Source organism: Desulfosalsimonas sp. (assembly GCF_046483245.1).
Classification (GTDB): Bacteria; Desulfobacterota; Desulfobacteria; order Desulfobacterales; family Desulfosalsimonadaceae; genus Desulfosalsimonas.
Genome location: NZ_JAWODO010000148.1, coordinates 24624 through 38833 on the forward strand (window position 1 = coordinate 24624; position 14210 = coordinate 38833).

Consider the following 14210-nt stretch of genomic DNA (forward strand, 5'->3'; position numbering starts at 1 on the left):
ATGTATATCAAATGCTGGGGATCCCGCGGATCCATTCCGGTTTCAGGCCGCGAGTTTCAAAAATACGGAGGCGACACCACCTGCATTGAAATCCGCACCCGAAGCGATGACCTGATTATCGTGGATGCCGGAACCGGCATCCGCAGACTCGGCAACCAGCTGATCCGGGAAAACCGGCAGGTATACCACTTTATTTTCACCCATTCCCATTGGGATCACCTGATGGGGTTTCCCTTTTTCAAGCCGCTTTACGAGAAAACCTCCCGGATCATGATGCACCGATGCCCGTTTCCCGGAAAATACGTGGAAACCATTGTGACCAAGCTCATGCGGCCACCGCTTTTTCCGGTCCGGTATTCGGATCTGACCGCACAGGTGATTTACCGGGATGGATGCCCGGATGCCTTTGAAATCGGCTCTGTGACCGTGACGCCCATTTCCCTGAGCCATCCCAACGGCGGGTGCGGGTACAAATTCCAGGAAGACGGCAAAACGTTTGTTTTTCTCACCGATAATGAACTGGGTTTCGTGCACCCCGGCGGATGCCGGCATGCCGATTATGTACGCTTTTGTGAAGGCGTGGATCTGTTGATCCATGATGCGGAATTCAGCCCCGAGGAATACAGCAGAAGCATTGAATGGGGGCATTCCTCGTGTATGCATACCCTGCGCATGGCCATGGAGGCGCGGGTTAAATCTTTGGGGCTGTTTCATCTCAATCAGGACCGGACCGATGACCAGATGGATGAACTGGTGGCCGGATGCTGCAGGATGCTTTCAGACAATGGTTTGGATACGAGCTGTTTCGGTGTCAGCCGGGACATGATATTCGAATTATAGGCAGCAATGGGGTGCATATGAGAGAAGAGATCGCCAAAGCCGTCGAGTATTTGCTTTCATCCAGGCGTACAGTGGCACTGACAGGTGCGGGGATTTCCGTGGAAAGCGGAATTCCGCCTTTCCGCGGGCCGGGCAGCCTTTGGGAGAAATTCGATCCAATGGAATATGCCCATATCAACGCTTTTTTAAAGGATCCGGAAAAAATATGGAAAACCCTGATTGCCGAAATGCGGGATGTGCTCATGAATGCCGCGCCCAATGCCGGGCATTTCGGCCTGGCCCGGCTCGAGAAGCTGGGCCTGATGGGCACCGTGATCACCCAGAATATTGACGGACTGCACCAAAAGGCCGGCAGCACGGATGTGATCGAGTTTCACGGCAATTTCGCCTGGCTCAGCTGCCTGGAATGCGGCATCCGCAAGGAGATTGGCCAGGTAAACGCCGCTGATCTTCCCCCCAGATGTGACTGCGGCGGGATTTTCCGGCCGGACTGCGTGTTTTTCGGGGAACTCATTCCCCCCGAGGCCCTGGACCGCTCCCAGCAGGCCTCGGCCCAGTGCGACGTAATGCTCGTGGTGGGCACTTCAGCCACGGTTCAGCCGGCGGCCTACATGCCGGTCATCGCCCGGCAGCGGGGCGCGGCGATCATTGAAATCAATCCCGAACCCACGCCTTTGACCGGAACCACCAGCCAGGTCCTTGTCCAGGGTAAAGCCGGTGAAGTGATGAATGAACTGGTTTCCGCAGTGGAGTCGCTGAAAAAATAAAATCTCAAACCGGCAAGGATTCAATCGTTTTTATATGACAACCGAAATAAATGGATGGGTGGTGGACGTGGACATGCCGCCGCCGTCCCTTGAAGATAACACCGCGGATGCCGACCGCCTGGAAAAGGCCCTGGCCGCAAAAATCGGGGCCGGGCGGGTGGCCATCAATCTGGAACTGAGCCGGAAACTGCCTGAAAAACTCCGGTCATGGCAGTATGCCTGCAAATGCGTGGTTTTTGGCGCAGCCGGCAGATGGCAGCTCATTGATGTGCTCAACCCGCATGAGCAGTCTTCCGCCGCCGGCTTGGCCGTGGATCTGGGCACCACCCGGGTGGTGCTCCGGATAGTGGACCTGCAGACCGGTGAAAATCTCGGCCAGACCGCCTTTGACAACCCCCAGGTCGAAATCGGCCCGGATATCCTCACCCGGATTCATCACGCGGATAAGCCCGAGGGGCTCGGCCGGCTGCACAGCCTGATCATAGACGGCATCAATGCCGCGACCGCTGATCTTTGCCAAAGCGCCGGCATTGATCCAGGGCAGATTTTTTTAACCGCTGTGTCCGGCAACACCAGCATGGCCCACCTGTTTATGGGCCTGCCGGCCGGCGGGATCATCCGGGAGCCCTATATTCCGGCGGTCAATGCTCCTGGCGTGATGCGGGCAGCCGAACTGGGCTTAAAACTCAATGACGCAGCAGCAGTGTTTGTTTTTCCCAACGTGGGGTCCTATTTCGGCGGCGACCTGGTATCCGGCGCCTATTATGCAGGATTTCACGAAAACGAACAGGTGGCCATGCTCGTGGATGTGGGCACAAACGCCGAAGTGCTTCTGGGTAATCGCCAATGGCTGGTGGTGTGTGCCGGTGCGGCCGGCCCGGCCCTGGAAGGGGGCGTGTCTGAAATCGGCATGACCGCAGGTCCGGGGGTCATTGACAGCGTCCGCATTGACCCGGAAACCCGGGAGATTGAAATTCATACCATTGATGAAAAGCCGCCCAGGGGAATCTGCGGCTCGGGCATGATCGATCTGGCCGCCCAGCTGTTTGTTTCCGGGATGCTCGATATCCGGGGCCGCCTGGTGCCGGAGGCCTGCGGCAGCCGTCTTAAGGAACAAGACGATATGCGGCACCTGGTGGTGGCGTTTGCAGACCAGTCTGCCACCGGCGGAGATTTGACCATCAGTCAGGCCGACATTGACAGTCTGATCCGGTCAAAGGCGGCCATGTATACCATCCTGGAAACCATTATCGGCTACGTGGGCATTTCCTTTCAAGACATTGAGGCCTTTTATGTGGCCGGCACTTTTGGTTCCTTTATCCGTCCCCGTTCGGCCATTTCCATCGGCATGATCCCGGACCTGCCCGAGTCCACTTATTGTTCCCTGGGCAACAGTTCACTGGAAGGCGCCGTGCGTCTGCTCCAGTCCCGTAATGCCGTGGCAGCCATTGAATCGATCAAAGAACGGATGACCTACCTGGAGTTAAATGTCAACCAGGACTTCATGAACCGATTTTCCGCAGCCAAGTTTCTGCCCCACACGGATGCCGGCCGTTTTCCCTCGGTGCACCGGCCGGGATAAATCCCGGCCGGTGCACCGAGGGCTATTTCTTGTCGTGTTCCCGCTGGGAGTTGTTTTTTCTGGAGCGGGATTTGCCGAAGGTGCCACGCCAGATTTTTCCCTTTTTGGATCTTTGGTCTCCTTTGCCCATCTTCTTGTTCTCCTTTCTATCTATTTATAATTATAGAAATTTTCCATCCCAGTACAGACAGGGATGAAATTCATACCAAGCCAGTCCCTGCAGGGTTGAGCCCCGGGTACATGGATTCATGATACCGGCCGTTACGCAATTGTCAACAATATCATGGACGTCTGTTTCAATTCCCGCGCCCTGGGCCACAGCCGTCATGAGGCCGCCTTCGGCCATGCAGGATTTGGTGTGGGGCCGGATCTGCTTGAGAAAAATCAGGGAATGGTCAATGAATCGGGCCGGATGGTGGGAAAGCACCTTGCGCACCGCGGATTCCGAATCCAGGGCGCCGGTTTGCCGGGCGTTCTCAAATAAAATACGCGCCACATGGGGCATGAAAAACATTTCACCCACTGCAAATCGCAGCATCCGGTCCTCCCAGGCCCCGGTCTGCCGGCCCCGGACCGGAATCAGGATTCGCTCCTCAAAAGCCATGAGCAGGTAATCGTGTTTTTCCTCGTCAGACAGGGGGATCTGCTCGGTGTAAACATTTTCCGATTCCAGGGCGGCATCAATTAACACGGCCATCACCTGGCAATCCGGTTCTGAAAGCTTTACGGAAAGTGCCCCGGCAAGACGGTTGATCGGATTCTTATCAGTTTCCATGACAATAACCTCCCTTTCATGGTGAAATGACAGGCTGAAAACAGAAATCAGGGAATGGATAGCGGCGGAGGATTCGATTGTTTCATATACTTAACTTAATAATATAGGTATCATTCAAAATTGGCGCAAGGATAAAAAAACGGCAGGCCGTGGGCGCCGGTCCAAAAGGGGCGCCTGTTGCGCTTTCGTGCATTGACATTTGATTCGGGTTATGGAAGAGTAATTACTTTATTTGTAAACCGCATTGAATTCAATCGGCTGTGGAGGAAAAAATGGCGGCAACAGACAAGCTGCAGCACCCGGATGTCACACCTGAAATGATCCGGGAAATCGATGATATCATTGAATCCCAGAAAAACGCCCCGGGCGCGGTGATCCCGGTTTTGCGCATGAGCCAGGACGTGGTGGGCTATCTGCCTGTGGAGGTTATCGATTACATCAGCGCCGGGCTCAATATTCCCTCCAGTGATGTATACGGGGTGGCCACGTTTTATTCCCTGTTTTCCCTGACCCCCAAGGGCCGGCACAGGATCCGGGCCTGCCTGGGAACGGCCTGCTATGTCAAGGGTATCAAGGAGGTCATGGGCCGGATCAGCAAGGAGTTTGACCTGGAGGTGGGCGGCACCACCGAAGATCGGCGGTTTTCTCTGGAAGCGGTACGCTGTCTTGGGGCATGCGGGCTGGCGCCGGTTGTGGTGGTGGACCAGGATACCTATGGCGGGATTTCCGCAGATCAGATATCCGGGATTCTGGAAAAATATGAATAGTCGTCGGGCTGCGCATCAGGGAGTGGATGCGTTTTTCATCCGATTTTTGTATACTGACATGGACTGGAATATTTTCGGGAGATAATCATGGATCAGGCGAGACTTCATTTGATGCTTTGCGGCGGCACCGGCTGCCATGCCAGCGGCAGCAAAAGTTTTCATGAAGCGCTGGATGCGGAATTGAAAAATCAGGGGCTTGAAAAGGAAGTCCGGGTGATTGAGACCGGCTGCAACGGGTTTTGCGCCCTTGGGCCGGTTATGCTGGTACAGCCGGAGGGGATTTTTTATCAGCAGCTCAAGGCCGACGACGCTGCCGAGCTCGTGGAGTCCCATTTTTTAAAGGGCCGCCCGGTGCAGCGGCTGATGTACCGGGATCCTGTATCCAAAAAGACCATGGCCCACATGGACGAAATTCCTTTTTTCGCCCACCAGATGATCTGGGCCATGCGCAACAAGGGCCTGATCGACCCGGAAAGCATTGACGAATACATCGCCAGGGACGGCTATTTCGGCATGGCAAAAGCCCTGACCGAGATGAGCAGCCAGGATATCATCGAGGAGATCAAGGCATCCGGCCTGCGCGGCCGGGGCGGCGCAGGTTTTCCCACGGGCGTGAAGTGGGGGTTTGCGGCACAGGCCCAAAGCGATGTCAAGTTTGTTCTGTGCAATGCCGACGAGGGCGATCCGGGCGCGTTTATGGACCGCAGCATTCTGGAGGCAGATCCCCATGCAGTGCTTGAGGGCATGGTCATTGCCGCAAAAGCCATCAACGCCACCCAGGGCTATATTTACTGCCGCACGGAATATCCCCTGGCCATCCAGCGCCTGAGCATGGCCATTGAAAAAGCCCGGGACTACGGCCTGCTGGGCGAGGATATCCTGGGCAGCGGGTTTGGTTTTGACGTGGATATCTACCAGGGCGCGGGCGCATTTGTGTGCGGCGAGGAAACTGCCCTGATGCGTTCCATCGAGGGCAGGCGCGGCATGCCGCGTCCCCGGCCCCCGTTTCCGGCCAACAAGGGGCTCTGGGACAAGCCCACGGTTTTAAACAATGTGGAAACCCTGGCCAATGTCGGGCAGATCATCCTAAACGGCGGTCAGTGGTATGCCAGTGTGGGTACCGAGAGCAGCAAGGGAACCAAGGTGTTTGCCATTTCCGGCGATATCAACAATATCGGCCTGGTGGAAGTGCCCATGGGCATATCCTTGCGCAAAATGATTTATGATATCGGAGGCGGCATACCCAACAAGCGCAAGTTCAAGGCAGTGCAGCTCGGCGGCCCCTCGGGCGGATGCATTCCGGAAAAATATCTCGACACGCCGGTGGATTACGAGGAAATAGCCAAAGTCGGGGCCATCATGGGCTCCGGCGGCGTGATCGTCATGGATGAAAAAACCTGCATGGTGGACATGGCAAGGTTTTTCATGGATTTCATCCAGGAGGAGTCCTGCGGCAAGTGCACCCCCTGCCGGGAAGGCACCCGCCGGATCCTGGAGATCCTGGAAAAGATTTCCGAGGGCCGGGGCGAGCCCGGGGATATCGAAACCCTGGAGGAACTCTCGGAAGTGATCAAAAGCTCTTCATTGTGCGGCCTGGGCCAGACCGCGCCCAACCCGGTGCTCTCCACCCTGAATTATTTCCGGGACGAATACTACGCCCATGTCTATGAAAAACGGTGCCCGGCCAAGCGATGCGTGGCGCTGCTGAAATTTACCGTGGATCCGGACAAGTGCAAAAAATGCGGGCTTTGTTTCAAGGCCTGCCCCACCGGTGCGGTGCAGTGGGAGAAAAAACAGCCGGCCTCAATTGACAAAGAAAAATGCATCCAGTGCATGGCCTGCTATGACGCCTGCCGGTTTGATGCAATCGAATAAAACGGCAAATGCCGGCTTTTACCGCCGGCATTCATGAAATTGCGGGATACAGCGGCGGTCTTTTTTCAGACCGCCGTTTTTTTTTGGTAATAGGCGGCAATGGCTTTGCAGAGACCGTCAATGGTGTACTCGTCTGCAACCACGTCCATTTCAAGGCCCATATCAGAAGCGGTTTGGGCTGTAATCGGGCCGATTGCGGCCAGGGTGGCACCGGAAAGCAGCTGCTTTGCCCCGGATTCGGGCAAAAGGGCCATGAAGTTTTTCACCGTGGAGGAACTGGTAAAGGTGACCATATCCACCTGGCCGGATTTCAGGGCCTCGGCCAGTTCACCGGCTTCGGCCTGTCCCTGTACGGCGCGGTAGGAAAGGATTTCATCCACGCTGGCCCCCATTTTTGAAAGTTCTTCGGGCAGCACCGGACGCGCCCCTTCGGCCCGGGGCAGCAGAATTTTTTTGCCGGAAACATCCTGGCCGGCAAAGGCGCTGACCACGGACTCGGCCCGGTAGCTTTCGGGTATGATATCCGCGTTTAACCCGTTGTCATTCATGCGCTTTGCCGTGGCCGGACCGATGGCCGCAGTCCGGATACGGCCCAGGGCCCGGGTGTCGTATCCCAGGGCGTGCAGGCGATTGAAAAATGCATCCACTCCGTTGACACTGGTAAATACCAGCCAGTCGTATCCGCTGATGTTTTCAACGGCCGCATCCAGGGCAGACAAATCCTTTGCCGGCTCGATTTCAATCACCGGCATTTCCAGACAGGCCGCTCCCATTTGCGAAAGCCTTTCCACAAGGTCGCTTGCCTGTTTTCTGGCCCGGGTCACAACGATCCGCCGGCCAAACAAGGGCCTGTTTTCAAACCACTGCATTTTTTCGCGCAGGCTGACCACCTCGCCGATCACGATGATGCACGGTGCCTTCAGCCCGGCTGCGGCCACATTGCCGCAGATGGTCTCAAGGGTTCCGGAAACCGTCTGCTGGCCGGCAGTGGTGCCCCATCTCACCAGTGCTGCCGGGGTTTTGGGGTCTTTGTCGGACTGCCGGAGTTTTTCCACGATATTGGGCAGGTTCTTGACCCCCATGAAAAATACCAGGGTGCCCCCGGTGTCTGCCAGGGCCTGCCAGTTGAGCATGGATTCGGTCTTGTCCGGGTCTTCGTGGCCGGTGATAAAGGTCACGCACGAGGCAAACTGCCTGTGGGTCAGGGGGATGCCTGCATAGGCGGGTGCGGCTACTGCGGATGTCACCCCGGGCACCACCTCGAATGCCAGTCCGGCGGCCACCAGTTCCTCTATTTCCTCGCCGCCCCGGCCGAAAATAAACGGGTCCCCGCCCTTGAGCCGGGCCACCACGTTGCCGGCCCCAGCCTTTTTTACCAGCAGGGCGTTGATGCCGTCCTGGCTGAGGGTGTGATCCCCGCCCTTTTTGCCCACGTAGATCAGCTCTGCGTCAGCCCGGGCGTATTTGAGCAGTTCAGCAGACGCCAAGTAATCATATACCACCACGTCTGCCGCGGCAATGCAGTTGATTCCTTTCTGGGTGATCAGGCCCGGATCACCCGGGCCTGCGCCGATCAGATAAACCTTTCCGCTCATGTCTGCCGGGCCTCCTCTATGAGCCGTTGGACAATATCGCCGGCGCCGCGCTCAATTAAGCGCCCGGCCACGGCGAATCCCAGTTTTTCCGGATCATCGGCCGAACCCTGCATCTGCTCGCGGTACATCACCGAACCGTCGATTTCAGCCACCATGGCGTTGATTGTCAGTTCCCGGCCCATTTTTTGCGCATATGCGGCAATGGGCACCTGGCATCCGCCCTGGAGGCGCTTTAAAAAAGCGCGCTCTGCCAGCACGGTGCACGCCGTATCCGCATGATGAATGGCTGACAGCAGATCGGCTGTTTCAGCATCGTTTTTGCGGGCTTCGATGCACAAAGCCCCCTGGCCCACTGCAGGCATCAGGGTTTGGGGATCGATTTTTGCGGTGATTTGGTCGCCGAAGCCCAGGCGCATCATGCCCGCGGCAGCCAGTATCACGGCATCCAGGTTTTCGGTTTCCAGCTTTTTGATCCGGGTGTCAATGTTGCCCCGCAGCGGCCGGATATCCAGGTCCGGCCGGAGATAAAGCATTTGCGAGCCCCGGCGCAGGCTGCTGGTGCCGATGGAGGCTCCCTGGGGAAGATCTTCGATTTTTGTGACGTTTCTGGCGATCAAGGCGTCACAGGGATTTTCCCGGACCGGAATGGCGGCAATGCAGAGGCCTTCGGGGATTTCCCCGGGCATGTCCTTCATGCTGTGCACGGCCATGTGGATGTCTTCTGCCAGCAGGGCTTCCTCGATTTCCTTGACAAACAGGCCCTTGCCGCCCACTTTGGCCAGGGGCACATCCAGGATCTTGTCCCCGCTGGTCTTGATGACCGCAAGTTCCACGGAAATATCGGGAAGATGGGCCTGGATCTGATCCTTGACCCAGTTGGCCTGCCAGAGGGCAAGCTGGCTGCCGCGGGTGCCGATTCGTATGGTTCCGGAAGTCATATGCCGCAGCTGCCGCAGCTCGTGGATGCACATCCCCCGCAGGCCGAGCCCGCTGACGCGCTCACGGTCTGGCCGCCTTCGCCCTTGCTCACAAACCCGCAGGCCGAAAGCCGCCTTTGGACTTCTTCGGTGCCGCAGTCCGGGCAGGCCGGGGTTTCTTTTCCGAAAATCAGGGTTTCAAATGTGTTGTCGCATTTCTGACAATAATATTCATAAATGGGCATGACATGCCTCCTGTGGCAAATTTTGTCCGCTTTCATATCCCATGCAGGGCCGGATGTAAACAAGTTAACCATGCGTACCAACCAATCAAGGCCGGGGCTGCACTATGCCCGGGCCTGCCGGTCCGTGTCCGAGCCTTCGGTCATCTGTCCAATCCGGGCCATGTCTTCAGATGCGTCATATCCGCAGGCCCTTGCGGCTTCAAATTCGGCCAGGGCCTTTTCCAGCTCGTTTTGCTGAAAATAGATCCGCCCCAGCCGATACCGGAACAGCCCGTTATCCTGGGCCATTTCAGCCGCCCGGCGGCAGAACATCAGTGCGATATCAGCGTTTTTGCCCTGTTTGTCATAAAGCCAGCCCAGGGCCGACAGGGCCTCGGCGTCATCGGGCCGGAGCTTTAAGGCGGTTTTATAAGCGGCTGTAGCATCCGTGTCCCGCCCAAGACGCAGGTAACAGTCGGCCAGGTACCGGTAGGCAATCCCGGATTTTTCGTTTAAATCCACCGCCTTTTCCAGGTATTGCAGTGCCTTTTCCAGTTCATTGGCTTCCAGATGCACCCGGCCGATCTGAAACGCCACCTCAAAGACCTCCGGGTCGATCTGTTCCGCGGTGGAGAAATATTCCAGGGCTTTTTCATGATCGTTCCGGCACATATGCGCGTAGCCGGCATTATACAATGCCATTACCTCTCCGGGATCCAGCTCGGCTGCCCGGACAAAGCATTCCAGGGCCGCGTCCAGATCCTGTCTGACTCCGTAGCACACCCCCAGGCTGTTGTAGACGTTCACGTTGTCCGGGTCCAGGGCAAGGGCGCGTTTGAATTCAAAAACCGCCCCGTCAATATCACCGGCCTGGTAATACTTGTCCCCGGAGATGTTGAGGCTGACCGCGTCAAACGCCGTGGTGCTGCCCGGCCCGAAAAATTCCGCATGCTCCAGGGCTTTTTGGGCGTTGATCAGAATTTCCCGCCGTTCAAAATCCAGGGCGGGATAGGCGGCAATGCCGATGGTCAGGCTCCGGTTCTGCTGGCCGGCGATTTGGTCCTGCAGGCCGCGGGCCAGTTCAAGGGCGCCGGCTTCATCCACGCCCGGAAAAAAACAGGCCAGCTTGTCCTCGTCAAACACCCCCCAGAATCCCCTGTGCTGACGGCAGATCTGCCGCACGGCCGCGGCTGTGTCCAGGGCCAGGGTTTCCGGCTCCGGGTGTGCGGCAAAATCGTCCATGCGCAAAACCAGCACGGAAAATAAATCCGTGTCCGTCAGCCGGCCGGCGGCTGCTTCCATGAGCCGGCCTGGCGATATGGCGGCATCCGGCAGGCTGGTCAGGGTTTCAAGGGTCCGGGCAGCGGCCTGGTCTGTTGCCGGTCCGTGGGCGGGCCACGGTTCGCGCACCCCGCTCTGGGACAGCAGAAATGCGCTGCTCGAAGTCTGGCTGCGGTGTGCAAAGGCATTGGTGTCGGTCATGAAGGACTCCCTGACAGCAAAAGGTTCACGGCCTGTGAAATCATTTCAACTTCATCGGACAATACGGTTCGCAGGTCCACAATAAAAGTATCCGACCCGATCCGGCCGGTGACAGCGGGCCGCTGTTGGCGCAGGCGTTGATCCATCCGGGCCGCGGACATGCCCTGGATGGAAATGGCAACGCACCGGGTGGGCAACTCCAGCAGGGGGAGCGAGCCGCCCCCGGCCCTGGATGCCGAATCAATGATCCGGCAAGTGAGCCGGTCATCGTTGATCTGCCTCAGAAGCCCGGCAAGGCGCTCGGCCTTTTCCCGGATGTCGGCCAGGGGACAGGTGAGCATGTACAACGTGGGAATGGTCTGCATGGCCGAGGCTTCATCCCGGTAGGCGCGCAGGGTACTTTCCAGGGCGGCCAGGGTGAGCTTGTCAATGCGCAGGGCCCGGGTCAGGGGGTTTTTTTTGATTTTTTCCATGACCGGCCGGGAACCTACGATAATTCCGGCCTGGGGGCCGCCCAGGAGTTTGTCTCCGCTAAAGGTCACAATGTCGGCCCCGGCAGCCACAGATTGCTGGACCGTGGGTTCACGGCTGAGCCCGTATCTGGAAAAATCCACCAGGGTGCCGGAGCCCAGGTCCTCCATCACGGGCACCCCGGCCTGTTTGCCCATCTCAGCCATGTCCTTTAGGTTAACGCTTGCGGTAAAGCCCACAATGCCGTAGTTGCTGGTGTGCACCTTGAGCAGAAGGCCGGTGTTTTCGTTGATGGCCGATTCATAGTCCCGTGGGTGGGTGCGGTTGGTGGTGCCCACCTCCCGGAGGATGGCCCCGCTTTTGGCCATGACATCCGGAATCCGGAAGGCGCCGCCGATTTCCACCAGCTCTCCCCTGGATACCACCACCTCCCGGCCCCTTGCCACGGTGTCCAGGCATAAAAGCACGGCCCCGGCGTTGTTGTTGACCACCATGGCGGCCTCTGCCCCGGTGAGTTCGCAGATGAGATCCTCCACGATTTCGTAGCGGGAGCCCCGCCGTCCTTCGGCCAGGTTGAATTCCAGGTTGGAATACCGGCCGGCCGCGGCGGCCATGTGCGCCATGGCTTTTTGCGACAAAACGGAACGGCCCAGGTTGGTGTGCACCACCACGCCCGTGGCATTGATAACATGGGTGAGGTTTTCGGCCATGGCCGACTGGATTTCGTCCCGGATCTGCCGGAAAATGGCCTGTTCGGAAATACCGGGGTCATCGGCCGGAGGGGCCCGGGAAACAAGATCTTTGCGAATGGCATCCAGGACCCGGCGCACTGCAGATTTTACAACCGATCTGGGGGTATCGGTCAGCTGAGGATCTCCGGCTGCGGCTTCCAGCATGGATTCCACCGAGGGCAGGCGCCGCAGCAGGGCCTGCCGGTCATTGGGAAGGGCTTGGTCGTTTTTTCCGGACATACCTGGCAATGCTGTATGAGTGTGGATACGGTCAAATGGCCGGAGACCGGTTACGGCCTGTCCCCGGCCGGCGATTTTGCTGTTAAAATCAGAAATTATATACTCATATCATTTCAAAGGTGCCAGGTTCAAGGTTTTTTTCGGTATTAGGTGCCTTCTTCCCAGCTGTCAAGGTAATCTTTCTGCTCCTGGGTAAATTCGTCGATTTCCACGCCCATGGCCTTGAGCTGCAGGCCTGCGATCTGGTCGTCGAGTTCTTCGGGAAGTTTCAGGATTCGGGCTTCAAGTTTGTTTTTGTTCCTGACCCCGTATTCGCAGGCCAGGGCCTGGCCGCAGAAGGAGGTGGACATGACCTCGCTGGGATGGCCCTCGGCTGCCGCCAGATTCACCAGCCGGCCTTCTCCCAGCACGAAAAGCTTTTTGCCGTCTATCACGAATTCATCCATAAAGGGGCGCACCTGGCGGACGGAAGAAGCGGCTTTGCGCAGGGGGTCCAGCTGGAGTTCATTGTCAAAATGGCCGGAATTGGCTAGGATTGCGCCGTTTTTCATCTGCTTCATGTGCTCGATGTTGATGACATGCTTGTTTCCGGTCACCGTGCAGAAAACATCGCCGATTTTGGCGGCATCTGCCATCTTCATGACCCGGTAGCCGTCATAGTGCGCCTGCAGGGCCCGGAAGTTGTCCACCTCGGTGACAATCACGTTTGCGCCCAGGCCTTTGGCGCGTTCGGCCACTCCCTTGCCGCAGCTGCCGTAGCCGCAGGCCACAAAGGTCTTTCCGGCATACAGCAGGTTGGTTGCCCGCAGGATCCCGTCAATGCTGGATTGGCCCGTGCCGTAATAATTGTCCACCATGTGCTTGGTCTTGTTGTCGTTGACGGCAATCATGGGGTATTTTAAAATACCGGCTTGTTCCATGGCCTTGAGGCGGATGATGCCCGTGGTGGTTTCCTCGCAGCCGCAGATGATTTCCGGGACCAGGTGCGCGTGGTTTTTATGGATTTCTGATACCAGGTCGCAGCCGTCGTCAATGGTGATATGGGGCTTGAAATCAATGACATTGTTGATGTAGCGATAGTAATCCTCGGTGGTTTCTCCCTTGTAGGCCCGGACGCGGACGCCTTCCTCGGCCAGGGCCGCGGCCACGTCGTCCTGGGTGGAAAGGGGGTTGCACCCGGTGATGGCCACGTCTGCGCCCCCTGCGATCAGGGTACGTACCAGCACGCCGGTTTCCTTGGTCACGTGCAGGGCCAAGCCCACCCGGATGCCTGACAGGGGCTTTTCTTTGGAAAAACGTTTGCGCACTTCAAGAAGGGCGCCCATATTGAGTTCGGCCAGTTCCATGTTGCGGGCGCCCTGCCCCGCCAGGGAAATGTCTTTGACTTCATAATTTTTTCCGGTGTCCATTGGCTTCTCCTTTGGAAAAGTTGATTGGGTTAGACAAAACCGTAAAAAGCTTTTTACCGCGTCCGCTGCTTTTACAGGAAGAAAGCCCTGCGGCCGGGGTCGGCTTTTTCGCTCCTGACCGTTTTTGCGGATTTATCAAATGCCTTTGCTTAAAATTTACAAACCCGCCCTGCCTTGCTCGAACAGTTTGAAATCTTTATGCAAAAACGCTCAATGTCGCTTCAAAAGCCGACCCCGCCCTTGGACTTCCTTGGAAGTGCTCTCCCGGCCGCAGCCCGGGACCGAGCTATAACAGTAACTTATTCTGAAGTTACTTAGAATGGTTCCTGCCGGGCCAGCCCACGGGACCGGGTATGAAAACAACGCTTTTTAAGACTTGGATGTGTTGCTTTCGACCCCCTTGGTGAAATTTTGCACACAGTCGGCCATGATGCCGGCCCGGGGGTGGTTTTCGAGTCGCATTGAGCGCGCAGGCGGTCAGCAGGGAGAAAACCACCACCGGGTCGGCATCATGCGAAAATTATAGATCAAGCAC

At 57.4% G+C, this 14210-nt stretch carries 13 protein-coding genes; 5 read left to right on the forward strand and 8 right to left on the reverse strand.

Features of this window, described 5'->3' with window-relative positions:
• Genes R6U41_RS12785 through R6U41_RS12795 form a run of 3 tightly spaced genes read left to right on the forward strand, consistent with a single transcriptional unit; the run spans window position 1 to window position 3189 of the window.
• Entirely contained in the window at window positions 1–840 is an 840-nt protein-coding gene (locus tag R6U41_RS12785) for an MBL fold metallo-hydrolase (RefSeq protein WP_410270226.1), read from the forward strand.
• Window positions 841–857: 17 nt separating this feature from the next.
• Window positions 858–1607 (forward strand): SIR2 family NAD-dependent protein deacylase, encoded by a 750-nt coding sequence (locus tag R6U41_RS12790; RefSeq protein WP_410270227.1) that lies wholly within the window; start codon window positions 858–860, stop codon window positions 1605–1607.
• Between the two features lie 34 nt (window positions 1608–1641).
• Window positions 1642–3189 carry an ASKHA domain-containing protein gene (locus tag R6U41_RS12795; protein WP_410270228.1) on the forward strand — a complete coding sequence of 516 codons (1548 nt, stop codon included), beginning with the start codon at window positions 1642–1644 and terminating at the stop codon, window positions 3187–3189.
• Window positions 3190–3211: 22 nt separating this feature from the next.
• On the opposite strand, the gene R6U41_RS12800 is transcribed toward R6U41_RS12795, so the two are convergent.
• Entirely contained in the window at window positions 3212–3319 is a 108-nt protein-coding gene (locus R6U41_RS12800; protein ID WP_410270229.1) for a 30S ribosomal protein THX, read from the reverse strand.
• 30 nt (window positions 3320–3349) lie between these two features.
• Window positions 3350–3964, reverse strand: a complete 615-nt coding sequence (locus R6U41_RS12805) for a hypothetical protein (RefSeq protein ID WP_410270230.1) — start codon at window positions 3962–3964, stop codon at window positions 3350–3352.
• Window positions 3965–4236: 272 nt separating this feature from the next.
• Here R6U41_RS12805 and nuoE point away from each other — a divergent pair, with 272 nt between their 5' ends.
• The gene (gene nuoE / locus R6U41_RS12810) at window positions 4237–4731 is read left to right on the forward strand and encodes an NADH-quinone oxidoreductase subunit NuoE (RefSeq protein WP_410270231.1); all 495 of its coding nucleotides are present in this window, start codon (window positions 4237–4239) and stop codon (window positions 4729–4731) included.
• An 87-nt stretch (window positions 4732–4818) separates the two neighbouring features.
• On the forward strand, window positions 4819–6606 hold the full coding sequence (gene nuoF / locus R6U41_RS12815) for an NADH-quinone oxidoreductase subunit NuoF (protein ID WP_410270232.1): 1788 nt from the start codon (window positions 4819–4821) through the stop codon (window positions 6604–6606).
• A 65-nt stretch (window positions 6607–6671) separates the two neighbouring features.
• On the opposite strand, the gene cobA is transcribed toward nuoF, so the two are convergent.
• From cobA to ahcY, 6 genes are all read right to left on the reverse strand, one after another.
• Window positions 6672–8201 (reverse strand): uroporphyrinogen-III C-methyltransferase, encoded by a 1530-nt coding sequence (cobA, locus tag R6U41_RS12820; RefSeq protein ID WP_410270233.1) that lies wholly within the window; start codon window positions 8199–8201, stop codon window positions 6672–6674.
• Window positions 8198–9139: a hydroxymethylbilane synthase gene (hemC, locus tag R6U41_RS12825; RefSeq protein ID WP_410270234.1), complete on the reverse strand. Its 942-nt coding sequence runs from the start codon at window positions 9137–9139 to the stop codon at window positions 8198–8200. The genes cobA and hemC overlap by 4 nt, the downstream gene beginning before the upstream one ends.
• Window positions 9136–9363 (reverse strand): FmdB family zinc ribbon protein, encoded by a 228-nt coding sequence (locus R6U41_RS12830; protein ID WP_410270235.1) that lies wholly within the window; start codon window positions 9361–9363, stop codon window positions 9136–9138. The genes hemC and R6U41_RS12830 overlap by 4 nt, the downstream gene beginning before the upstream one ends.
• A gap of 102 nt (window positions 9364–9465) precedes the next feature.
• Window positions 9466–10824 carry a tetratricopeptide repeat protein gene (locus R6U41_RS12835; RefSeq protein WP_410270236.1) on the reverse strand — a complete coding sequence of 453 codons (1359 nt, stop codon included), beginning with the start codon at window positions 10822–10824 and terminating at the stop codon, window positions 9466–9468.
• Window positions 10821–12266: an L-seryl-tRNA(Sec) selenium transferase gene (gene selA, locus R6U41_RS12840; protein ID WP_410270237.1), complete on the reverse strand. Its 1446-nt coding sequence runs from the start codon at window positions 12264–12266 to the stop codon at window positions 10821–10823. The genes R6U41_RS12835 and selA overlap by 4 nt, the downstream gene beginning before the upstream one ends.
• A 146-nt stretch (window positions 12267–12412) precedes the next feature.
• Entirely contained in the window at window positions 12413–13675 is a 1263-nt protein-coding gene (gene ahcY / locus R6U41_RS12845; RefSeq protein ID WP_410270238.1) for an adenosylhomocysteinase, read from the reverse strand.
• Window positions 13676–14210: the final 535 nt, after the last annotated feature.

Bases quoted from the DNA above. Each gene is read 5' to 3' on its own strand.
- R6U41_RS12790 (WP_410270227.1), top strand. From the start codon at position 858: ATGAGAGAAGAGATCGCCAAAGCCGTCGAGTATTTGCTTTCATCCAGG.
- ahcY (WP_410270238.1), bottom strand. From the start codon at position 13,675: ATGGACACCGGAAAAAATTATGAAGTCAAAGACATTTCCCTGGCGGGG.
- R6U41_RS12795 (WP_410270228.1), top strand. From the start codon at position 1,642: ATGACAACCGAAATAAATGGATGGGTGGTGGACGTGGACATGCCGCCG.
- selA (WP_410270237.1), bottom strand. From the start codon at position 12,266: ATGTCCGGAAAAAACGACCAAGCCCTTCCCAATGACCGGCAGGCCCTG.
- R6U41_RS12835 (WP_410270236.1), bottom strand. From the start codon at position 10,824: ATGACCGACACCAATGCCTTTGCACACCGCAGCCAGACTTCGAGCAGC.
- R6U41_RS12785 (WP_410270226.1), top strand. From the start codon at position 1: ATGTATATCAAATGCTGGGGATCCCGCGGATCCATTCCGGTTTCAGGC.
- R6U41_RS12800 (WP_410270229.1), bottom strand. From the start codon at position 3,319: ATGGGCAAAGGAGACCAAAGATCCAAAAAGGGAAAAATCTGGCGTGGC.
- R6U41_RS12805 (WP_410270230.1), bottom strand. From the start codon at position 3,964: ATGGAAACTGATAAGAATCCGATCAACCGTCTTGCCGGGGCACTTTCC.
- nuoF (WP_410270232.1), top strand. From the start codon at position 4,819: ATGGATCAGGCGAGACTTCATTTGATGCTTTGCGGCGGCACCGGCTGC.
- cobA (WP_410270233.1), bottom strand. From the start codon at position 8,201: ATGAGCGGAAAGGTTTATCTGATCGGCGCAGGCCCGGGTGATCCGGGC.
- nuoE (WP_410270231.1), top strand. From the start codon at position 4,237: ATGGCGGCAACAGACAAGCTGCAGCACCCGGATGTCACACCTGAAATG.
- R6U41_RS12830 (WP_410270235.1), bottom strand. From the start codon at position 9,363: ATGCCCATTTATGAATATTATTGTCAGAAATGCGACAACACATTTGAA.
- hemC (WP_410270234.1), bottom strand. From the start codon at position 9,139: ATGACTTCCGGAACCATACGAATCGGCACCCGCGGCAGCCAGCTTGCC.